The organism is Planktothrix sp. FACHB-1365 (genome assembly GCF_014697575.1).
In the GTDB taxonomy this organism is placed as follows: Bacteria; Cyanobacteriota; Cyanobacteriia; order Cyanobacteriales; family Microcoleaceae; genus Planktothrix.
Genome location: NZ_JACJSC010000004.1, coordinates 184,651 through 207,383 on the forward strand (window position 1 = coordinate 184,651; position 22,733 = coordinate 207,383).

Below are 22,733 nucleotides of genomic sequence, written 5' to 3' on the forward strand. Positions count from 1 at the left end.
TCTTCACTACACCAGAGCAGGTGCTAGGGTGGAATGGAATCCCGACGCATTCATGTTGAAACACGAATCCTTAAAAGTCTTCAACTCGACCCCACACGATACAGGTTTTCAAATGGTGTTGACTTCTATTTTCCTGAACATTTTCTGTGGTTATGAGTTCTACTTTGCCATTGGGATAAATAATATGAATCATTTCTCCACTTAAAATAGCAACGGTTGAGGGTTGGCTAGTTTCTTGATTAGCAAGGGGAAAAAAATTAAGGGTTTTCATGGATTTATCCCAGTAAATTTAATACAACCTCTAGCTTTCTCTATTAACCTCTGATTTTTCTTGGCAAACAGTGATATTTTGAGGGATTAATTAAGATAAATCTCAATTCCTGATGTGATTAAGATCATCGACTTCTACCGTAAAGTAGTAGAAACACTGAATCTCGATAACCGTTTCCTAATTCTCTGTTCCCTGCTCTATCGTTCCCAATTTTCGTGAAACAACGACTCGATACGTTATTAGTAGACCGCAATTTATGTGAGTCCCGCCAACAGGCTCAACGATTAATCCGGGCGGGAGACGTTTTGGTGAATCGACAGGTGATTGATAAACCGGGAACTGAAATCAATACAGAAGCAGAGATTCAAGTGAAACAACGAGCCCCTTTTGTCTCCAGAGGGGGAGAAAAACTAGCTAAAGCTCTGGCAGAATTTAACATTGATGTGCGCGATCGCATTTGTCTGGATGGGGGGATTTCAACGGGAGGGTTTACTGATTGTTTATTAAAAGCAGGGGCAAAACAAGTTTATGGTGTTGATGTCGGCTATGGACAATGCGACTGGGGGATTAGAAATGATCCGCGAGTGATTTTGTTTGAACGCACGAATCTGCGCTATTTAACGCCTAGTCAATTGTACGGAGAGTTAACGGGTGAAACAGATACACCCTCAGAACAATATGCGGATTTTGCCGTTGTCGATGTATCCTTTATTTCCTTAACCAAAATTCTGCCTCCGTTATGGCAACTGTTAAAGCCGAATCGGGAAGTGGTACTGTTAGTAAAACCTCAATTTGAAGTGGGGAAAGAACGGGTGGGCAAAAAAGGCGTTGTCCGAGATTTTCAAGATCAAGCCCATGCTATCTTTCAAGTCGGTTGTGCCGCCCTAACGTTAGGCTGGCAATATCGAGGTTTAACTTGGTCGCCGATTCAAGGCCCTGCTGGGAATATTGAATATCTGTTATGGTTACACAGTGAAGGTCAACCCCTTCCTTCGCAAATCGCCATCGCCCAAATCACCCAATTAGCCCAGGCAACCCTAGCATCTTCCTCTACTCAACCTTAACCTCCTAAATCCGTTCAATGAATTTCTTCAAACTACTGAGGCGCATTACGGTTTATATCTTATGCGCTTTCATGTTTGTCTTCTGTGTCGTTGTCCTCGCAGGAGTGGCAATTGCAATTAAAGTTTTAGTCCTGAAACTCGCCCATAAATTTATTTACCCTATTTTTATGTTTGGCGATTTACTTCGGGGTTTAGAAATTATTGATTTACTCAATATTTTGGTATTTGCTCTTGTGGGGATGGGATTAGGATTAGCAACGGGTTTATTACCCACTCCTAATGCTCGCAAAATTAGTACATTTTTTCTAATTGTTTCAATCCCCCTGATTTTAGCGGTTCCTCAGATTGTGAAATACAATCTTTGGGTGGGGGATATTGCTCAGGATGATAATATTCCGGTTCCCCAAGCCCAAACCGTTGCCGATGACTTTTTAAAACGTAGAATTAATCGAGATGGAGTCTTTGGTTTCTATTTATATACGGGACAATTTCCGATGATTCCGACGCGACAAGTTCAGATGCAGGAATTGGAACGGTTAGAAAAACAAGTGAACTCTAAATTTGTTCGGGTGAGTGGGATACCACCCACTTTAATTACAATTATTATGGGGGTTTGTTTTTGGGGGATTCGGGTGTTTTATTTTGCCGTTGCTGTGATTACGGCGATCGCTCATTATCGAGAAGGATTGAGAATTGTCGCTAAGTAATTTTGGATTTATCTCCAGTAAGTTCTCCCTTTCCAAAATAAACCCATTAAAATTCCCATAATTGTGATTTGAGATGTACTTAATAAAAGAACGGGCGGGAAGATGGATTTATAAATTAATAAAGTTACTAATAAGCACAGGAAAAGTACCCACAAACAAGTTGTATTGAGGAAAACTTTAGGGGGAAGAATTTCGATGAGATAAATGGCTAAAGCTCCTACCCCAACGCCGACACCGAATAAAATTAATAAGTCTAAGGGTTGGGCGTATAAAATTTTGATCATTTTTCGCAAGGCTAAGGATTGAGTGATTCCCCAAATCATCAAAACTTCTGCGATCGCGACGATTAAATAAGTCAAGGTGACACTTTGCCACAAAGCCATCCAAGGCAAATTCTTAAAACGTTGTATAAATTTATTCATAGTGATTTTAATAAAAGATGTAACGGTTAACGAACTTGCCAAATTAAACGGATTTTACCAAAGGATTAACAATCCCCCATTTTTGATTATATTGAACTCACGTTAGAATTTTGGATCAGGAACTTCACAAGGTTCAGAACCCAGAGCCTTAACCCTGAAGCCAACCCAAATCTCAAACCGATCAACTTGGAGCGGAAAAACCGATGGAACCATCATCAATTAATTGTGCAGAAGCTTGTGTCAATGGCTGTGTTTTAGGGGATAAATGTCCCAATCGTGACTATATCCCAGAAACTGAAAATTTTATCAGCAACACCTCCTTAGACCAAATGTTAGAAATGGCAGAGGAGGCTGTCCGTAAGAAAAGAATGCAGCCCCCTACCTGGGTTTTACCGGATTTTCCTGAGTCATTTAAAGATTAATCAGCCCCAACAATTTAAAAGATGACCTGGGGAGTCAATAGCACTCTGATTCAATAGGGTGTAGGGTGAACGGGTGGACACGTCTAAATCATGAAACCTTTTCTTTCCCTGTTCCCTGTTCCCAGTTAAGCTGTTCCCTCCCTCTATAACCTTATAAAGATTAGGATATCTCCTAATTTGTGGCGTTTAATACACTCAAGGGCTTGGTTTCTCGACCAACTTACCCTATAGTAGTTTTGTTTCTGTGGTTTAAAGTTATAGAACCGTTATTCATCTACTTCCCCTATTAAAATGACAGTTAAGAATAATCTGGGGTCTACCCAAGGCAATTCTGATGCTGAAGGAAAAGCGAATCCCTGGTTGTCAGCAGATTCAGCCAATCCATTCCGTAGAAATGAACGAATAGTTAACCCTAATAATGATTCTAAAGATATGCCCCGCGAAGAATCTTGGAGTGGCGATATTATTCCCAGCAATGCTGCAAAGATCAAAGTAATTGGTGTGGGCGGCAGTGGCGGTAATGCTGTTAACCGGATGATTGACAGCCAGGTAACAGGTGTTGAGTTTTGGTCAGTGAATACCGATGCTCAAGCTTTAACTTTATCGAAAGCCCAAAAACGGTTACAAGTGGGTCAGAAATTAACTAGAGGCTTAGGGGCGGGTGGAAACCCCGCCATTGGTCAAAAAGCGGCGGAAGAATCACGGGATGAAATTCTTCATGCTTTGGAAGGGGCAGATTTAGTTTTTATTACCGCCGGATTAGGCGGTGGAACCGGAACGGGTGGAGCCCCGATTGTGGCAGAAGTCGCGAAAGAAATCGGTGCGTTAACCGTTGGGGTCGTCACTCGTCCGTTTACCTTTGAAGGACGCCGACGGATTTCTCAAGCGGATGAGGGAATTGCCGCCTTACAATCCCGTGTGGATACGTTAATTGTGATTCCGAATAATAAATTGTTATCGGTGATTAATGAACAAACCCCCGTACAGGAAGCGTTTCGCTATGCGGATGATGTCTTACGTCAAGGGGTACAGGGAATCTCTGATATTATTACGATTCCGGGTTTAGTCAACGTGGATTTCGCCGATGTGCGGGCGGTGATGGCCGATGCCGGGTCGGCTTTATTAGGCATTGGCATTGGTTCGGGCAAATCACGGGCTAGAGAAGCGGCCGTTGCTGCGATCGCCTCTCCCTTGTTAGAATCCTCCATTGATGGGGCGAAGGGGGTTGTATTTAATATTACTGGCGGTACGGATTTAACCTTACATGAGGTGAATGCGGCTGCTGAAACGATTTATGAAGTGGTTGATCCTAATGCCAATATTATCTTTGGGGCTGTGATTGATGAACGAATGCAGGGAGAAGTAAAAATCACGGTAATTGCCACTGGGTTTTCAGGAGACAATAAACAAGCTATCCCCGTAACCCGTGAAGTTAATGTACAACGGGGGAATACCATTCCGGTGATTCCTGCCCCAGGGAACCCACCCCAACCCCAAACTCCCTCTAACCCAGCCCAACCCGGATTAGATATTCCTGATTTTCTCCGTCGGCGCAAACCCCCTACTCGTTAGACCCATCAGGGGAGCACCGGAAGCCGAACACTCGGCATTTGGTACTCTCCACTTGACAACAGCCCACACTCAGCAGTTAATCGTTAACCATTAAGGTTTAGTCAGGCTGTACCCTGGCAGTGGCAATTGTGGCGCATCTCTGCCTTAAGAAGGATATATTTTTAACTGTACAACAGAGTAAACTTGATGTAACTTCTCCATTAGAGCACTCCTTAACTATCGGTAAAGGACAAGGGTTGTCGGGCATTTTTATCCATTCTTTTATCTCTTTTAAATACTACAAAGAAGAGCTAAAACAACGCCTAAAAATACCCCAATACATTAACCCATCCATCCGTCTCGAATCGAAGCTTCTTTGCGCGAGTAATTATCGGCAAAAGCACGATGACGATGCACCACTTTCTGATCAAGATTAGGCGGTGTATTTTCCCAAGGTTCAGAGCGAGGTACATTCCTTTTGGGAGCCTCTTGTTTCTGAATCTCTTGATTAACCTCTGTGGCTTCTTCTGGAGATAAAGGAGTTGAATGTCGCAGCAAGTCTCTTTGTACCGCCGCGATCGCTTGTCGCACGGCGGTTTTGATCGAGGGGGAAAACTCTGCCTGTCCCCGTTTAAGTTGCTGCATCCAACCTTCTTTACTGGAAGCGTAAAGTGGCGGTAAACGATTAAGCGCGTAGGTTTCCACTTCAACCCGCTTAATATATTGGGAAAGTCGTGGCGGAAGAGAAGCTAATTGACGTTTGACTTCCTCAGTTACTAAGTCTTCCATTACGTTGTGATATCTGCGGTTAGAACCTATAGCCATAGTATTGACCGAGCCAGATTCGGTATTCAGTGTTGTCACGGTGATTCTCCTCTAGTTTCTAGTTTAACGATTTTGAAAGTCTGTGAGATCCTCCCGAAAAGATAGGAAATGACAGGGGACTTTATAACGGAAGGAGGAGAAAGGCATTCGAGAACAGTAACCGTTACCCCTGAACCGTAATTCACTATAGGGGGTACATTCTGAGTCTTGCGAGGTTGTGACTTCAGCAGGTTTATGGGGTGGCGGAATTTTGGGCTTGGGTGAGGGTGATTAAATCTTCAATCTGTTTAAGATTGGGATCACCGGCTAGGTAACTAATTCCTCGATGGAGGTGTAGGCGAAACTGGGTGGCGAGGGTTTCGGGATCGGTTCCTAAGTGATCATTATGGCAACGTTGCTTGAGGGCAAGGAGTAATAAATCACACATCTGACCCCCAAAAACTTGCCATGTCATTTCAACATTACTATCGCTAGGTATGGGAACTGGGGAAGGAATTGTTGACTCCGCTAGTGAACGACACAACGCCCAACGACACAGGATATTCCAATTCTCTATTTTGGTGACTCGCTTAAGTTTCGTCAGTTGCTCCTTCGCGGTTAGGGATAGGCGAATTCGCTCTAAGGGGGGTTCCATTGTGATTCAAGAGACAATTCAGGAAATCCACAGATCTTAAATCTATATATAGAAAATTTTATACCGAAATACTGAAGAATTGTAATCTAGGTAGGGTATTTTTTTACAAAACCTTGATTTAAACTGAAGTTGTATGAAGTTTTGGTAAAGAAACATTACAGACTCAACCTTATCTTCTTAAAAGAAATAACCGGGTTCAATGCGGGTTTGGCGTTGTTTTGGATCATATTTGAGTAAATATTCACGGGCAATGGCTTCTTGTTCTCGTAAACTGTTGACTTCCTTTTCCGCAATTTCCGTATCCGTTGAGAGTAAAATAACTTGATGGCTGGCTGTGGGAAAATACCGTTCAATTAAGTTTTGACGGTGGGAGGAGTCTAAACGGCCTAATGGGGTATCAATGGCAATGGGTAAATTCCGACCGGAAACCCTCGCTAACCCCCATAAAAAAGCGATCGCTAACAGTTGTTTTTCTCCGGCTGAAAGGCGGTGTTTCTCAACAGGTTGTCCTTGGGGATCATAGAGGGATAAACTAAAATCTTCTGTTTGGATAATAACTCGATGCACTAAGTCGGATTTATGTAATAAATAACGAAAACATTCTGTTACTTCTACTTCTAATTTATTCAGTTTTTTCAAAGTTAATTTCTCTTTAAAAACCTTTAAGGTACTTTGAACTTTAGCCACGCTATCAATAATATGATTAACATTTTTTCGATCAATAGTATTTTGACTATATTTTTCTAAGTCTTTTTTAGCTTTTTCATATTGGCTTTGGCATTTTTTACAGCGTTGTTCTCCTTCCTCAATAGCCGTTTCTAGTTTGGTTAATTCTCCTTGAGCTTGGGAAACATTTTCTAACAGTTGTTCATACACCTCTGGCGGTGCAGCAACGGCTAATTGTTGTTCCAAACTAGAAATTACTGTTTCAATCTTTCTTAAAGCCTCTAAAGTATTCTCAGAGGATTTAATTTGACTGGGAAGTTGATGATCTAAAACGGTTTTTAAGTCTTGAAATACTTTTTCATCTATTCCTAAAAGAATCAGGTCTTGATTTTCAGCATCATCGGCAAATTTTTGATAATCCTCCTTTAAATAAATTTTAATCTGATCTAATTGGTTTTGAGTAATATTAAGTTCTTCTAAATATTGAAATAATCGTTGATCTCGTTCTTTAATAAAATCTTGGGCTACTTTTGCCTTTTGCCAATTTAATTCTTGTTCTCCTTGGCTTTGCACTTGATTTAATAACGGTGTAATTAAACCCAATGGCAAATACTCAGAAGCTAATTTTCCCAAAAACTCTCGATGTTTTTTGGCTTTTTCCCGTTCTTCTTTTAATTGTTGTTCAAGTTGACCTTGTTCTGATGCAATTTTTCCCCCTTCTAATTTAAACCTTTCCTTGGCTTCATATAACTTTTTGCGGGCTATTCCTGCTTTTTCTTTCAGTTCTAACACGGTTTTTTCTGCCGTCTCCCATTCTAATTTATAACCATTTAACTTGTTTTCAATGGTTTCTAAATCTGCTAATTCTTTAGAGTCAGCTAACTGCTTTCGTTTACGGTTGGCTAGAATATCTAAATCTATCGCTAACCGTTCAGCTAATTCTAACCCTAATAAAGATTGAATAGCTTTAACAACAACATTCGGCGGTGCTTCTAACTCGGCTAATTCTTTAACTTGTTCGCCATCAAATAAAAATAAATTAGAAATCCCAATAGGAAAAAAATCTTCTATCCGTTCATCCCAGGTTTCTAACCAAGCAGAGTCAGGCCAATCATCAATTAAAATTCCTAGAATATCTTTACCATTTTTCGGGTTTTTTGTCCAGCGACGTTTGACCCGAAATTGAACTTGCATATTTTTAACAATATGTTCAAATAACAATTCGACACTGGTTTCTTCATGGGGGAGGGTATGTTTATTAACCGCTTGTTTGAGAAAGTCAGGATAACTTAAACTTCCCTTGGTTGAACATTGAGCCCGTTGTCCATAAAGGGCAAGACGCATGGCATCCATTAAGGTTGTTTTCCCGCCCCCATTCATACCTCCAAGTAAGACAATGGGACTAACACCATTATCATTAATTTTAGGGCGTAAATCAATCACTTGTTTCCCTCGATAGGGGCCGAAATTTTCTAAGGTTAATTCTAAGAAAAGCATAAAATTAAGACTTTAAATGTAAATTTTCCATCTCGTTTCTAGGTTCTACCTAGAAATGAATTTCAGGAGGCTCTGCCTCCCCTCATAGCAGGCGAAGCCTGCCATTCAGCATTCCCAGGCGGGAGCCTGGAAACGAAAGTTAAGAGGGGTTTTGAAATTTCAAAGTTGCCCAACTTAACTGTTGAGGAGGGTCGGGGTTTTTTCCCTCAACCGCTTGCTTAACTTGTTCAACGCTTCCGGTTTTTGCGGCTTCTTTTAAATTACGTTCATAATGTGCATTTTCAATAGCATCTTGTTGTGGTCGAGAACTGGTTTCAAAACAACGTTCTAAATCATCATAAATTCCAGTCCGTCTTGCCATTGTTTTATACTGACGTTCAGTATCAATGAGTTTAGCCATCAGTTCCATATACATTGTATCTCCCTGGCTCAGTTCTTCTAATAGTTGCCATTCATCTCCACCCAGAACATGATTTCCCGCACCGATACGGGGGTCTTCAAAGGGTTCTCCCATAATTTCCTCATAAATTTTGGGTAAACTATCATCAAATTCGTGTCTTTCTTCTAACCATATTCGGCGTATTTCGCTAAGTTCTTCAATTGTAATTAATGTAATGTCTTTCATCTCTTCAGGAGCATTCTCATGAACTTCTTGCTGAACCTTAAGAAGTCTTTTTAACCAATAGTCTCTTGCTTCTTTCGTAAAAGGACCAGGAATTGGTTCTACAGATACTTCTCCTTCTAAGTTGCGTTCATAAAGTTGAACTTTTCCACTTCTGCGCCTAAAATCTCGCCTGTCTCTACTTTTATCAACATCTAACTCATAACGTAAATCTAATAAAGGTTGTAGCCACTCTTTTTCTACATCATTTTGGATCATTGCTGCTAAGGATTTATCTTGACTGACAAGAGTACAAACCCAACAACCAAACCGAGAACTACCACAAGTTGGTGTTGTAGTATCAACAACAAGAGGACATTCATTATCTGGACTAGCACCACGATACATCGTTAGTAAATCTTTATTACTATGTCCCCAAGGGTTATCCCATTGCATTAAATAGAGCCAAACTTCATCATTTTGCCAATCTTCAATCGGACTATAGACTAAAGAGTTAGGTAAATTCATGTTTGGGCTTAGATGATCTCTAACTCTTTTTTCTTTTTCTAGCTTTTTCATCCTTTCAGCGCGTTTTTGGCTTTCTGCTTTACGAGTTCCTAAAACTAAAATAACCTCACCACACTCTCGAATAACATCACGAATAAAGCGATTAGAAGGATTAATTTTTAACCTTTCAGTACACCATCGAAATTTTCCACGAGGCGGTGGATATCCTTTACCAATTAAACCCACCCAAAATGTTTCTGTTAATTCTGGTTTTAATAAATAGGGTTTTATGGGTATTCCCTGTTCTTGAGCAGCATTTTTTATTCGTTCCTGGGAATACTTGACCCAAGTAGAAACAATCGGGTTTTCTACTAGCGTATCGGTTGTAATAACAGAAATTGTTTTAGTCCGTTTTTCTGGGGGGAGTGCAGCGATCGCATTCCAAACTAATTGTAAGATAGCAGTGCTATCCTTACCACCTGAATAGCCTATAACCCAAGGAATTTCATCAAGACAGTATAAATCTTGAATTTCCTTGGTTAAAAGATTAACATCTTCTATGAACTCACCAATAGTAGATTTTGATAAAAGCTCGCCCTGAATTGCAGCCATTTTTTAAACCTAATCAATGAAATAATGGGTTTACTTTAATAATAATCCTGTTTGATTTTCAATCTCAGACACAGCGATTCTAAATGCTTTATTGACTGCTGTTGCGTTATTGATAATTTTCATGTTTCCATTACCATCATCCATAAGTAGATTACTTCCCCATAAAGATGTAGTTCGTTTATAACCTAAATCAGCCAATGTTTTAATTAAAAAGTTGCGTTGGTCTTCATTAAAATTATTTTCAAATAAAATTAAATGACCTACTCGACTAACCAGTTGTAATCCAACACTATTAAAATCTATTCTTTCTTTGCGTAATTTAGAGAAATCAAGATTTGTTGTTTGAGATTTAGGGGTAAGCATTAAACTCCATCCGTCATTGTGTTTTGCAAATTCAAGATAGAAATATTTAGCTTGTTCTAGCAAAGACTTCAGATGCTCTCTATTTTGATTTTTCCGAGATTCAATCACTGTTTTTTGAGATGAGCCAAATAAAAGTTCTGCTATCCCAAGTCGTAACTGATTCATAGTAAATAGATATTCGGAATCTTTTTCATTTAACTTTTGAGATATTTTATCGATACGTCCTGCAAAAATAACTAAATCTTTTGAAATATCACGGGTAAGTTTTGATAAAGCATCGCTAACATCAAATGTTGCAAGCAACGTTTGTGGGATTGGCTTATTTTTAGCGCAATCAGCGAAATCTTGATGAATCTGATCAATATCATCTTCTTGAACAACTAATACTGTTGCACTATCCTTTAGTAATTCTGGTTTTTCTTTAACTGCTTTTTCAATCGCTTTAATCCGATGTTGACCATCTGTAACATAAAGTTCAACATTGCTGGGTAAAACAGCATAACCAAATTGCATTACACCTGAGCCAAATGCAAAAACTTTAATCGGTGTTTTGCAGTTAAAAATAAACGAAGGTAAAATATAATTATCTGTCTCTAGTAAGTATTTAGCAATTTCATTAACGTGGTTTGGAACTAACGGGCGATTGATTAAATCTTCAGCATTAGCTCTATTTTTTTTCTTATCTGCTGTTTGGAATTTTGCCATTTCTAAAAGTTGCTCAAAAGAGAGACAAAAAGCTAAATGAACTCGCTGTCCTTGTTCATAAACATGACATTGAAACACTCTTGCACCACAAGTGGCCGCATCAGTAAATGCTTGATTTATAGCATCCTGTTGAGTTGGAAGCATAATAATTTCAGCACTTGAACGCTTTTGTGGGTGTTCTTCAGTCATCACTCTTCCCTCTTATCAGAAACTACAAATATTCCCAAAACCTTACTATTTCGGTAAGATAGGACTCAGAAAGTGGTTTTTAAAAACATTAATTAAATTTTTAAAAACCATTTTTAGATATTATAACATTTATTGACTCATTTAGCAACATATCTCTGATGGATACTGAAACCCGACTTAACTCCGAAGCCCAAGAAACAATAGCAAAACTGCTGAAACCCTATCTACAACAAGCAGATAGCCTACTGGTTCAAAAAACCTATATGGCTGGAACCGAAACCTTTATCAGTTCTGTTACCTTAGAATGGATAGCCGCAAAAGTCGGTTTTGCTTCCCAACTGCCCTTATTTCAACCTCATTTAGACGCAACAGGTAACGTAGAGCGCGACGCCGAAACCGTTGATGAGATTTTCCAACGTCCCCTCGACTGGTCACGTCAAGCCACCTTAACCCAATATCTCACCAACCATAAAGACCATAAATTTCCTGCGGTGTTAGTTGTCCTCAGTCCCGCTTGGGTAGATGACCCCAACGCCTCCCAGTGGGATAACAACCAACGCGCTACCCAGTCCGCCATCGAATTTCTCCCCCTCGATAGTCAAGGAAAACTCGGACTATTGCAGATGTCGAGTGATGTATCCGTGTTTGCCTTAGATGGACAACACCGCTTAATGGGGATACAAGGTTTGATGGAACTCCTGCGGACAGGACGTTTACAACCCTATAGCAAACTCAAAAAACCTGTGGGGGATACTATTACCGTCAAAGAACTTAACCAAAAATTCGGTATCACTCCCCAACAGTTACAACAGTTATCCCAAGAAACCATCGGAGTTGAATTTATTCCCGCAGTCGTCAAGGGGGAAACTCGCGCTGAAGCTAGACAACGGGTAAGGTCTATTTTTGTTCACGTTAACTTAATGGCCGTCAAACTCAGTAAAGGACAGTTGGCACTATTAGATGAAGATGATGGGTTTTCTATTGTGACTCGCCAGGTAGCTGTTTCCCATGCTTTATTTTGCGATAAACCCAGACGCAACCCTAGAATTAATTGGGATAGTGCTACCGTAGCATCCAAGTCAACGGTCTTAACCACCCTGCAAGCGTTAACGGATATGGGTCAACGGTATTTAACCCCCAAATTTCCCCACTGGAAAGCTGCAAAATCTGGGTTAATTCCTCTGCGACCCACCGAAGCAGAATTAGAAGCAGGTATTGAGGAGTTAAAACAATTCTTTGATGGTATGGCAACTTTACCCAGTTATCAAAAGTTAGAACAAGGTTGGGAAACTCCCGCCTTGCGTCGGTTTAGTTTTGAGAAACCCGGAGGAGAGGGAAATTTACTGTTTCGTCCTGTGGGTCAAGTGGCGGTAGCTGCGGCGTTGGGGGTGTTGGTCTTTTATCAACAACGGTCGGTAACAGAAATTTTTGAGAAATTGCAAGAATTTGATAACGCTGGCGGCTTTAGTGGCATGGAATATCCTGACTCGCTCTGGTATGGGGTATTATATGACCCGAATAAACGCCGGGTGAGGGTAGCCGGAAAAGAGTTGGCGGCGAAGTTACTCATCTATTTATTAGGGGGAATGCCGCAACCGATGGAATGTGCTGAGTTACGCAAAGCCTTAGCGGATGCTAGGACGTTTGAGAATAAAGCCGTCAGTTTTGAAGGTCAATTTGTCAAACCCAGAGAAGTCGGTTTACCCGAAATTTTGTAGCGGTTTTCTGTGAAAAAATTTTGTTTGTTGGGGGAGGGGTTGACAAAACCCCCGGCACAAGAGATAATGTTGTAAGGGGGAGTTCGTGTATACACTTGATTAATTAGTCAATCCTTGTTACCGATGGTCAACATCGCAAACGGGCAATTCATGAATTAATTGATCCTAGTAATGCAGCTAAAGCTTATTTGGGTTGGATGTAATATAGGGAGTCTAAATGGATTGTACACTCATAATAATAAAGATTATTAATACCCAAAAATACCACGATGTCTTTGTAGGGGCGAGGCGCGCCTCACCCCAGGAGATGAATTGGATTTTAAGTCATTTCTACAACTGATTTAGACTTGCTATATCAGAGTAGGAGCCAAGCACATCTCGACCCTACAATGAATTTAATTTTCAGTCCTTGAGATAACAGTTAATAGGAGTCAACTAACTATTATTCATCAGACTCAATCTTTCCAAGAATACGACCTAACTCACTCTTTTCATTCACCGCAATACGAGTCGGAGAACCACTAATAATCCGTTCATAATCTCGGAAAGAATCAGTAATCAGAGGGCCATGATCACTAATCGTATATTCTCGAATACCTTTATCATGCCAGGAACCCCTCATTTTAAACACGTTTAAGGCACGGGACATTTCCCCTCGAATTTCCACATATTGCAACATCAAAATCGTATCGGTAATCGTTGAAATATGAGAATCCGTAATCGAATGGGAACCCATAAATTGATCCGTTGTATTCGTGAAAAATCCTGTAATTTCCTCCTGTTTAGCGTAACCCGTTACCCCAATCACAAATTGACGGAAAGCGTTATTACTCACCCCTCGTGCTAAAGCCGATAACGAATCAATCGCAATTCGAGCGGGTTTAAACTCAGAAATTTCCGATTTAATAATTTGTAAATGATCTTCTAATCCCGCAGATTCAGGATAACTACATAAAATTTTCAGTAATCCTTTCCGTTCCATTTCTTCAAAATCAATCCCCCAGGAACTGGCATTTCTAAATAACTGAGCGCGAGATTCTTCATAAGCAAATAACATGGCTCGTTGACCATTTTTACAGGCATCCTGTAGAAAAATACTGACTAATAACGTTTTACCCGTTCCCGTTGCTCCAGTCGCCAAAATAATCGAATCTTTGAAAAATCCACCCCCACACATGAGATCGAGGGTGGGATTTCCAGAAGAAACCCGGGCATTGGAAGAACGTTGAGTCAGGCGCATCGCCCCCAGAGGAAAGATCCCAATGCCATTATTGGTAATCGTAAAGGGATATTCCCCCTTCATGTGGGTTGTACCCCGCAATTTGAGGATTTCCGCCGTGCGTCGCCGTCGTTCTCCCTCTAAAACGTTCCGAAAGATAACGACATTATCGGAGACAAATTCTTCTACTCCAAATCGCGCCACCGGGCCATATTCTGCCTCCCGTTCCGTTGTCATAATCGTGGTAGCCCCCACCTGTTTTAACCGTGCTACCAGGCGGAAAATCTCTCGTCTGACCACTCCTGCGGCTTCATATTGTTGGAAAACAGCCGTTACGGAATCAATTGAAACCCGTCGAGCTTTATATTTACGAATAGCATATTGAATCCGCTCAATTAAAGCCGACAGGTCAAAATTTCCCACAATATCTTGCCCCTCTGGGTCAGGAGAAGCATCTAAAATAAATAACTTTCCTTCATCAATAAATTGTTGGAGATCCCATCCAAAACTAGAAGCATTTTTAATAATATCTGTAGGTGATTCTTCAAACGTGACGAAGATCCCAGGTTCATCAAAATAGGTGATTCCATTGTAGAGAAACTGAACCGCAAACAAGGTTTTTCCGGTTCCTGAAGTCCCGCTCACTAACGTTGTTCTGGCAATGGGCATTCCACCATGACTAATATCATCAAAGCCTTCAATCATGGTGCGGATTTTCTGCACCCCTATCAGTTTACGTCCATTGCTTTTGGTTTCCTGAGAACTTTCACTCATAATTTTATCTTAAAAGGATAAGGCTCTGATCGATGAACCTGTGAGACTTTTGCTACATTTACCACAAAATCTGGAACAGTAGGGGATCAAGTCATCATTCTCAACCAAGAGTTCCCAGCAGTTGGTAAGGGTGGATCAGAATTGACGAACATCAGTAATCTATTTTACCTTGTCCTCAGTCCCCAGAATCGATTTTAAGTCCAGATTTACTCATCCATCAGTTCTTCATAGAGAAGATCGAGTCCAATTAAAACTTTTTCTCGATCTGAGAGATCACCAATTATTTTCCGCACCGGAGGCGGTAAGATTTTAGACAGGGTAGGAGTTGCCAAAATTTTATCTTCCTCTGCCAGTTGTGGATTTTTGAGAACGTCAATCACTTTCAAGGCATAAACCCCTTGAAATTCCTGTTCCAAAATATCTTTAAGGGTTTTCAAGGCTCGGACTGAGTTAGGAGTATTCCCCGCCACATAAAGTTTGAGGACATAGGTTTTTTTTAGAGGACTCATAAATGTTGATTGACAGGTGTTAGGTGGGGTAGGAAAAACTTATTTTATCGTTAAAGTCAAGGTTCAATTACTATTTCTAGGAATCTCTAGGAATTGAGCGGCGATACATTTCACATAAATGGGCAATGGTGTCAATTAAAGTTAAGCGGTAGTCTAATAAAACATCTTCGCTTCTTCCTTCTAATTTAAGCTGTTTAGAAAAATTATCCATTAACTCCATGTGAATTTCCACAATTCGGGTGACAGGAACATCAGCAAAAAAAGCCAAATTTACATATTCATCAATTTTATTATTCAAACTTTGATCGGCTGAAAAATAACTGAGAACAATTTGGCGATATTTGGTCTTGAGTTGATCGATAAATTCCTGCCGTTCAGCAGGGGCCATATTACGAATAAAATTTTGGGGGCTTCTTTTATAGTACACACCCAAGTATCCTAAACGCTCATGGAGTTTACTCACCAGGCGACGTTGTTGACGAATGATAAAATTCGTTAGCTCTGTCGGTGCGTCACCACTGGCAGATTGTTCCGTGAGGCGAGTTGTAATCGCATTGGTAATAAATTGACTAATCGCTTTATCAATATAAGCGGGAATTTGATTGAGTTGATTGTCCCCGATTCGTACCTCGGTACAGTGGTAGAAATAGGGTGAGGATTCTCCCGGTAATGAAGTTTCATCTGAAGAATCTGATAGGGTCGTTAAACGCTCTATCAGTTGGGGTTGTGCTGTGATAATCACCGCAGGTACAGAAATAGACTGATTGTGGAGATATTGGCTCAGAGCCAGCAAATCGGAATTATCCTCAAGAACGATACAATCGAGTTGCTGTCTTTCTTGAGCCATGAATTGGACAAAGGCTTCAACAGACTGAATCTGCACTGCTGTATAACTATCATTCTGTAAATAGGACATGACAATATTAGCCAGTCCCACAGTCGGCACAAAAACACCGATGGATAGCTGTGGACGCCACACGGTTGGGGAAGTTGGGACTAAGTTTTCACCGAACAAATCAGTCAGAGCCAATTGCTCCATTACTAAGATTGTTTAATCCTATATGATATTTAATCACGAATTGTAACTATTTTTTAACGATTCCCTAGAAAAATCCTCAATCCTTAGATCAAGAAACGGTTTTAACCTCCCCGTGAGTCAAAGGTTGATAAAATTTGGCCGCGAGGGGTTTAATCTGAGTTAAAGCTAAATTTTCTGTAACATGAGCAACAGTTTTCATTCCCACTAAAGCCGTCAATAATCGGGGACAGGAACGGGTGAATTGAAGAGCCTGTAGGGTCGGGGTTAAGGGGGTGTGATGGAGTCCCTCTTGCAGGATGTCGGGAATGTGACCAATGGCTTTGGTTTGGCCAATGGAGGCACTCGAAATCACCGATAATCCTAAACGATGGGCAGCCTCTAAAGTCGGAAGCCATGTCCGCTTAACGTGCTGAGTCGGTTGAACCAACGCCTCTAGCATCGTTGCATTAATGGGTAACTGAATAAATTTGAAATGATCTTGGCCCTCGGAGGTGACTTGACTCGCTAATGCTTTAGCCTTGGCTAAATCCAAATAGTTGAATGCGGTGGGTGGCACTCGCAGGCCATCCCAAGTGGCTAACCCATAGGCACTAATTTTACCTTGGCTGACGGCTTTTTCTAATACTTCAAAGGCGAGTTGGAGACGGTGATAAAAAATTTCTGGGGAGACTTCCGAAAGTTGTATTTCCGGGTTATGGAGATAATAAATATCAATGGTTTCTACCCCTAAATTATCTAAACTTCGTTCGAGTTGATCCCAAATATATTCCGGGTGTAAACAGTGGCATTCGGCAACTAAATCTTGGGGTTCAATGGTAAAATTACGGCTTTCAATATATCGAGAATAAAACCAACTGATCCGCTCATTATCAGGAATAAACCCTGCTTTTGTACAAATCACTAACTCATCTCTGGATATCGTTTTATCCCGGATTAAAGCCAATAAAGCATCACTAACGCTCCATTCAGCGTGCATATAGCGATAATTAATTGCCGTATCAATCAGGTTAATTCCATTTTCAACTGACTCGATAATGGCATCAGTAACGAGATCATCGGTATGAGAGTCCGGCACACCTAAATAAGTGCCAATCCCAATTGAACTAACAACCCAACCATTAGCTTGTCGAAAATGAGTGGCTACACAGTCTTGCTGATGTCGTTCTCGATATCTTTGGGTTCCTGCTAAAGTCGCTTTCCCTAAAATTTTCATACGGTTCTAGGTTGAATAAAAGCTTGAAACTTGGGTTATATTCTCTATTTTAAACGTTTCCTTTCGGTCTTCTCGTTTTATTACTATTTTGTTACTCATTAAGATAAAATCCTCTGATTCGGCAACCATCCCTTGTGAGGGAGTGAAACCTTAATCAACAAACACCCCAAACCCTCAATTCTTAATTCTTCATTCTTAATTCCCCCTATCCTCCTCAGCACAAGAGATGATGGAAGATCAAGGGCGATTTCCAATGCCCCTGTCGTTAGTAGAGAAGGTTGTTTCTATGCCATCCTTGAGATATGCCTATTTTCCCGGCTGTGTTGCCCAAGGAGCTTGTCGAGAACTGTATCAGTCTACGCAAGTCCTCGCCCAAACTTTAGGCATTGAACTCATTGAACTGAAAAAGGCATCCTGCTGTGGTTCGGGAACGTTCAAAGAAGATTCTCGGCTCTTAGAGGATACCGTCAATGCCCGTAATATTGCTTTAGCAGAAGAATTAAATTTACCCTTACTGACCCATTGCAGTACCTGTCAAGGGGTGATTGGCCACGTTGATGAACGCTTAAAGGAATTTCAAACTACAGATCCGGCTTATATTGAAAAGGTGAATGGATTACTCAGTAAAGAGGGATGTTCCCCCTATCAGGGGACAACGGAAGTTAAACACCTGCTTTGGGCCTTAGTCGCCGATTATGGTTTAGCCGAAATTCAACAAAGAGTCAAACGCACACTCTCAGATTTGAAGTGTGCTGCCTTTTATGGCTGTTACCTCTTACGCGCTCAAACCCATCTCCCCTATGATGACCCCCATCAACCAGAATCGATGGAAAATTTGTTCCGGGCGGTGGGAGCGACTCCGGTTTATTATCGGGGTAGAACCCAATGTTGCGGTTGGCCTTTGTCCAGTTACGCCACAGAATCAGCTTTTCAAATGGCCGGAAACCAAATTCAAGATGCCATTGACAACGGTGCAGATTGTTTGGTCACACCTTGTCCCCTCTGTCATCTTAATTTAGATTCCCGCCAACCGGAAGTGGAAAAAGTCATCGGTCGTCCCTTGGGTTTACCCGTTCTCCATCTTCCCCAATTAGTGGCCCTGGCCCTGGGTATCGACCCTAAACAACTGGGTTTAGACCGCCATGTTGTTTCTACGAAGTCTGTTTTGGAGAAAATTAGATAATTTGTTGACGGTTGGCTGTTGACGGTTAACGGACAATGGACAATGGACAATGGACAATGGACAACAGAGACGGAAATATTACATTGTTTAAAGTTTTATCGCCTTATGTGTACTGGCAGTGTTTCACTGGGGTATTGTGATGGAATATATGGGATGATTCCGCTCATAGAAAAATAGCCACGATGGTTTTACCAAAGTGGGTACTAGCTGGTTGGCATCGTCTTTAGGGGTAAAACTCTTTTAAGAATCCCTCGAATTTAATTCGTAGGAGTGTCAAGTTAAGCTGGACTTCTAACCTGTATTCAGGGCAGAACTTGTAACATTTTGATATCTACTGGAGAAATCATTCAATGTCTCATTCAGTCAAAATTTACGATACCTGTATCGGCTGTACCCAATGTGTTCGCGCTTGTCCCACCGACGTCCTTGAGATGGTTCCTTGGGATGGCTGCAAAGCAGGTCAGCTTGCTTCTTCTCCCCGCACCGAAGACTGTGTAGGTTGCAAACGGTGTGAAACAGCTTGTCCGACAGACTTTTTAAGTATTCGGGTTTATCTCGGTGCTGAAACAACTCGTAGCATGGGTCTAGCTTACTAAACTCTGCCCAAAACCGGGTGTTTTTATCAATTCTAACTCCTGACTTCCACCGGGAAGATTCCAGGGAGTTCAATCTTCACAGAGGGCGGAATTTACCCCCTCTTTTTTCTTTTTTTATGGATTCTAATTCTACCTTAGACGCAATTGCTCGTTTTTTTAACTTTCAAGAACTCCAGACTAATTTTAGGATTGAAATTTTAGCCGGAGTCACAACCTTTGTAACGATGGCTTATATTTTAGTCGTTAATCCTGCTATTTTATCCAATGCTATTTTTCTCCAAACCTCCGGGGATTTATTCGGAGAATTAGTTATTGCAACGGCGTTAGCTTCTGCTTTAGCAACATTAGTTATGGGGTTATATGCTAAATATCCTTTTGCATTAGCACCGGGAATGGGATTAAACGCCTATTTTGCCTTTTCGGTGGTGTTAGGATTAGGTATTTCTTGGCGAGTCGCTTTAGCTGCTATTTTAATTGAAGGCTTAATTTTTATTGCTTTAACCCTGAGTCAATTTAGAACTCAAATTGTCACCGCTATTCCTGAAGGTATTAAACACGCCGTCGCTGCTGGAATTGGTTTATTTATTGCCTATATTGCTTTAACAGGTGCAAAAATTATTGTCACGGATACAGCTACAACTACAACATTAGGGAACTTAAATGACCCGACTGTATTAATTACAATGGCTGGAATTTTGATGACGGCGGCGTTAATGGCTCGTCGAGTTACCGGAGCTTTATTATTAGGAATTTTAGCGACAGCCGGGTTAGGATGGATTTTAGGAATTGCCCCCTGGCCTAAAGGAATTATTGGTTTACCTCAATTACCTGTTGATTTATTCGGTCAAGGAATTATGGGGTTAAAAGAAGTTTTACAAGTGAATTTTTTACAGATTTTTACGGTTACTTTTGTGTTTTTCTTTGTGGATTTATTTGATACGGTGGGAACCCTAACGGGATTAGGAATGAAAGCGGGTTATATTAACGAACAGGGGGAATTTCCGCGTGTTACAGAAGCGTTTATGGCTGATGCAGTAGGAACAACTACGGGGGCAATTTTTGGCACGTCTACGGTAACAACTTATATTGAATCTGCATCAGGAATTTCTGAAGGTGGAAGAAGTGGATTAACGGCTGTGGTTGTAGCTATATTATTCACAATTTCAATATTTTTTATTCCCCTATTATCCGCAATTCCCAGTTTTGCAACAGCCCCGACTTTAATTATTGTGGGGGTGTTAATGATGGGAAGTGTACGATATATTCATTGGGATGACCCCGCAGAATCAATTCCGGCATTTCTCACGATTTTTATCATGCCCTTAAGTTATTCCATTGCAGACGGTTTAGGAGTTGGTTTAATTACTTATCCCCTAATTAAATCCTTTCAAGGCAAGTTCCACGAAACCAATATAGCAATGTGGATTTTAGCAATTATTTTTATTTTAAAGTTTGTTTTCGTGGGGAAATAAGCCGGGGATATAAGGTTAAAGTTTTATCTGTCACAATTCCAACCCAATACTTAAACCCCAAACTGACAACTGAGTAAGGGTGGGGGAACCCCGCCCCTACAACTGATAACTGATAACTGATAACTGATAACTGATTTTCAAGATTTCCCCCCAATATATTTTAATTTCCATAAACAACCGGACATAAAATTAGTCAAAACATGGGCAATAATTGGAACTAATAAATTACCAGTTGCGATCGCACTATACCCCAACAGAAACCCCACAATGATTGCCCAAATTACATAGGGCCATTGTTGAGAACCGCTAAAATGGAGAACCCCAAAAGCAATACTTGAAACCACTAATGCTAAAGGCGTTAATCCCAAATCCGATAACATTACCCCTCGGAATAATAATTCCTCACTGAGTCCGGGTAATAAACCTAACCAAATTAAATCCGGCCATAATAAAGGACTCAGGACTAATTTTAAATAAATATTCGCACTGCGACTATAAGCCGGCCAGATACGATACAGGATAAAACTGGCAATTGTAATGATTAACCCGACACCTAAACCCCACCCTAAACTAATTGCAGAAAAAGTCACAGGTAAAAGGGTCACACGACTCAAATGTAACCAAGCTTTAGCGATCGCTAATAAGACAATAGCGGTTCCCCCCATCGCTACTAAAACTTGAGTTCGGGTTAAAGGTTCGAGTTCAAAATTGTTCGGTGTTTTTTGTTCTACCACGCTAGTTAAACACTAATAATATTTAAGTTGCCTTAAGGATAATAAATTCGGACGCAAGGCATTCGGATCAACTCCAGCTTTATGCGCCACTAAAATTCCTAAAGCCTCTAAATAAGAGTTTACCTGTACGGCTTGAATTCCTAACCGTTCTGGGGTGACTTGCATTCGGGTTTTATTTTCCCCAACGGTAATAATTTGAGGGGTAGAGACGCGCCATGGCGCGTCTCTTGGTGCGTTTCTTGGTGCGTTTCTTGGCGCGTCTCTTGGTGCATTTCTTGGCGCGTCTCTACGGCTCAAACTCAGGATAGCAGACCCTCCACAGGCTGTTGCGGGAACCACCACCGCATCCACTTGATCCGCCCAAATTGTCCCAGAAGTGGCAGAAGTTACGAACTGGGGGGCGCGACTTAACCCGACTAATACACAGGGGAGAAAGGTATATCCCAGTTCCTCCGCCGCCGAACGAGGGGATAATTCAGGATCGAGGGGAAGGGGAGAAAGGGCTGGAGCATGGGCACAGGGAATTTGAAAGGTGCGGACAATTAAATGGCTGATCACTGCTTCTGCTCCCGCTAAGGGATCAACGCCCTGTCCATGACGATAAGCTTCTAAAACACTACTATTTTCGGCTTCGGGAAAACGGGCGACAACAGCAATGGCCTCAGCTTTGGCTTCTGTAATTAACCGTTCTGCGGCTCGTAACAAACTGTCCGGGTTGCCAATCGTTCCCCAGGAAGCACCGGACTCGGAGGTTCTCAGTTCCACATTCAGAGGCGCATCGGTAATTACATAGTCTGTTAAGCTTAAGCCTAACGTTGCTCTAGCTGCGTCAGCCACTTGTAAATGTCTCAGCCGTAATTCCGGTTCAATGGCTTGATCCAAAAGTAACCCAACTCGGTTCTGGTGAACCGTTTGGAGTCCCCACGTTCCCGCCGCAAACTGATCCAAAGCATATCCTTCCACATACAAACTATTGGGTATGGGCCAATAGAGTTGAGCACCATTGAGAACGTTGGGATGGGTAATTAAAGGATCTGCAACTTGAGCTATCGCCCTAGCAACGGGTAAACCATCCCCTGCATACCCTCCAATGGCCGCACCGATGCCTGTTGGGATGATTAAAATAACGGTATAAGGACGAGGCATGATCAGATGTTGTAGGGTTTAGGATGTTGGGTATGTCGAAACCTATTTTAAGGGATTAACAATCGCTGTGTTACCAACAAACTTTATTTAGGGG

General features: G+C 41.2%; 21 protein-coding genes. 8 read left to right on the forward strand and 13 right to left on the reverse strand.

The window, feature by feature from the left end; genetic code table 11:
* Positions 1-70: 70 nt before the first annotated feature.
* Positions 71-271, reverse strand: a complete 201-nt coding sequence (locus tag H6G57_RS08235) for a hypothetical protein (protein WP_190517548.1) — start codon at positions 269-271, stop codon at positions 71-73.
* A 215-nt stretch (positions 272-486) separates the two neighbouring features.
* Here H6G57_RS08235 and H6G57_RS08240 point away from each other — a divergent pair, with 215 nt between their 5' ends.
* Complete coding sequence (locus H6G57_RS08240) at positions 487-1,335, forward strand: TlyA family RNA methyltransferase (RefSeq protein ID WP_190517550.1); 849 nt, start codon at positions 487-489, stop codon at positions 1,333-1,335.
* A 17-nt stretch (positions 1,336-1,352) separates the two neighbouring features.
* A complete protein-coding gene (locus H6G57_RS08245; protein WP_190517551.1) occupies positions 1,353-2,042 on the forward strand; it encodes a hypothetical protein in 690 nt (229 codons plus the stop codon).
* 8 nt (positions 2,043-2,050) lie between these two features.
* Here the strand turns inward: H6G57_RS08245 and H6G57_RS08250 are convergent, their stop codons facing one another.
* On the reverse strand, positions 2,051-2,464 hold the full coding sequence (locus tag H6G57_RS08250; protein ID WP_190517553.1) for a peptide chain release factor 1: 414 nt from the start codon (positions 2,462-2,464) through the stop codon (positions 2,051-2,053).
* Positions 2,465-2,667: 203 nt separating this feature from the next.
* On the opposite strand from H6G57_RS08250, the gene H6G57_RS08255 reads away from it, so the two are divergent.
* Positions 2,668-2,886 (forward strand): hypothetical protein, encoded by a 219-nt coding sequence (locus H6G57_RS08255; RefSeq protein WP_190517554.1) that lies wholly within the window; start codon positions 2,668-2,670, stop codon positions 2,884-2,886.
* A gap of 291 nt (positions 2,887-3,177) precedes the next feature.
* Positions 3,178-4,458 carry a cell division protein FtsZ gene (ftsZ, locus tag H6G57_RS08260; protein ID WP_072717056.1) on the forward strand — a complete coding sequence of 427 codons (1,281 nt, stop codon included), beginning with the start codon at positions 3,178-3,180 and terminating at the stop codon, positions 4,456-4,458.
* A 321-nt stretch (positions 4,459-4,779) separates the two neighbouring features.
* On the opposite strand, the gene H6G57_RS08265 is transcribed toward ftsZ, so the two are convergent.
* The 5 genes from H6G57_RS08265 to H6G57_RS08285 form a co-directional block, all read right to left on the reverse strand.
* Positions 4,780-5,301: a late competence development ComFB family protein gene (locus H6G57_RS08265; RefSeq protein WP_309235790.1), complete on the reverse strand. Its 522-nt coding sequence runs from the start codon at positions 5,299-5,301 to the stop codon at positions 4,780-4,782.
* 193 nt (positions 5,302-5,494) lie between these two features.
* Positions 5,495-5,896, reverse strand: coding sequence for a DNA sulfur modification protein DndE (gene dndE / locus H6G57_RS08270; RefSeq protein ID WP_190517556.1), 402 nt, complete (start codon positions 5,894-5,896; stop codon positions 5,495-5,497).
* Between the two features lie 177 nt (positions 5,897-6,073).
* Positions 6,074-8,059, reverse strand: a complete 1,986-nt coding sequence (dndD, locus tag H6G57_RS08275) for a DNA sulfur modification protein DndD (RefSeq protein ID WP_190517558.1) — start codon at positions 8,057-8,059, stop codon at positions 6,074-6,076.
* 139 nt (positions 8,060-8,198) lie between these two features.
* Entirely contained in the window at positions 8,199-9,779 is a 1,581-nt protein-coding gene (gene dndC, locus H6G57_RS08280; protein WP_190517560.1) for a DNA phosphorothioation system sulfurtransferase DndC, read from the reverse strand.
* A gap of 30 nt (positions 9,780-9,809) precedes the next feature.
* Positions 9,810-11,036, reverse strand: coding sequence for a DNA sulfur modification protein DndB (locus tag H6G57_RS08285; RefSeq protein ID WP_190517561.1), 1,227 nt, complete (start codon positions 11,034-11,036; stop codon positions 9,810-9,812).
* A 158-nt stretch (positions 11,037-11,194) separates the two neighbouring features.
* On the opposite strand from H6G57_RS08285, the gene H6G57_RS08290 reads away from it, so the two are divergent.
* On the forward strand, positions 11,195-12,754 hold the full coding sequence (locus H6G57_RS08290; protein ID WP_190517563.1) for a DGQHR domain-containing protein: 1,560 nt from the start codon (positions 11,195-11,197) through the stop codon (positions 12,752-12,754).
* A 442-nt stretch (positions 12,755-13,196) separates the two neighbouring features.
* Here H6G57_RS08290 and kaiC read toward each other — a convergent pair whose 3' ends face one another.
* The 4 genes from kaiC to H6G57_RS08310 form a co-directional block, all read right to left on the reverse strand.
* Entirely contained in the window at positions 13,197-14,747 is a 1,551-nt protein-coding gene (gene kaiC / locus H6G57_RS08295) for a circadian clock protein KaiC (RefSeq protein ID WP_072717062.1), read from the reverse strand.
* A gap of 206 nt (positions 14,748-14,953) precedes the next feature.
* Positions 14,954-15,256 carry a circadian clock protein KaiB gene (kaiB, locus tag H6G57_RS08300; protein ID WP_072717063.1) on the reverse strand — a complete coding sequence of 101 codons (303 nt, stop codon included), beginning with the start codon at positions 15,254-15,256 and terminating at the stop codon, positions 14,954-14,956.
* Between the two features lie 76 nt (positions 15,257-15,332).
* A complete protein-coding gene (locus tag H6G57_RS08305) occupies positions 15,333-16,295 on the reverse strand; it encodes a circadian clock protein KaiA (RefSeq protein ID WP_242048909.1) in 963 nt (320 codons plus the stop codon).
* Between the two features lie 88 nt (positions 16,296-16,383).
* Positions 16,384-17,508: an aldo/keto reductase gene (locus tag H6G57_RS08310; RefSeq protein ID WP_190517564.1), complete on the reverse strand. Its 1,125-nt coding sequence runs from the start codon at positions 17,506-17,508 to the stop codon at positions 16,384-16,386.
* A 286-nt stretch (positions 17,509-17,794) separates the two neighbouring features.
* Between H6G57_RS08310 and H6G57_RS08315 the strand changes: the two genes are divergently transcribed.
* The 3 genes from H6G57_RS08315 to H6G57_RS08325 all read left to right on the forward strand — a co-directional run bounded on the left by H6G57_RS08315 (position 17,795) and on the right by H6G57_RS08325 (position 20,759).
* Positions 17,795-18,691 carry a CoB--CoM heterodisulfide reductase iron-sulfur subunit B family protein gene (locus H6G57_RS08315; protein WP_190517566.1) on the forward strand — a complete coding sequence of 299 codons (897 nt, stop codon included), beginning with the start codon at positions 17,795-17,797 and terminating at the stop codon, positions 18,689-18,691.
* 350 nt (positions 18,692-19,041) lie between these two features.
* Positions 19,042-19,287, forward strand: a complete 246-nt coding sequence (gene psaC, locus H6G57_RS08320) for a photosystem I iron-sulfur center protein PsaC (protein ID WP_190517568.1) — start codon at positions 19,042-19,044, stop codon at positions 19,285-19,287.
* Between the two features lie 116 nt (positions 19,288-19,403).
* On the forward strand, positions 19,404-20,759 hold the full coding sequence (locus tag H6G57_RS08325) for an NCS2 family permease (protein ID WP_190517569.1): 1,356 nt from the start codon (positions 19,404-19,406) through the stop codon (positions 20,757-20,759).
* 137 nt (positions 20,760-20,896) lie between these two features.
* On the opposite strand, the gene H6G57_RS08330 is transcribed toward H6G57_RS08325, so the two are convergent.
* Positions 20,897-21,493 carry a CPBP family intramembrane glutamic endopeptidase gene (locus H6G57_RS08330; protein WP_309235793.1) on the reverse strand — a complete coding sequence of 199 codons (597 nt, stop codon included), beginning with the start codon at positions 21,491-21,493 and terminating at the stop codon, positions 20,897-20,899.
* Positions 21,494-21,505: 12 nt separating this feature from the next.
* On the reverse strand, positions 21,506-22,639 hold the full coding sequence (locus H6G57_RS08335; RefSeq protein WP_190517571.1) for a DUF3326 domain-containing protein: 1,134 nt from the start codon (positions 22,637-22,639) through the stop codon (positions 21,506-21,508).
* Positions 22,640-22,733 lie beyond the last annotated feature (94 nt).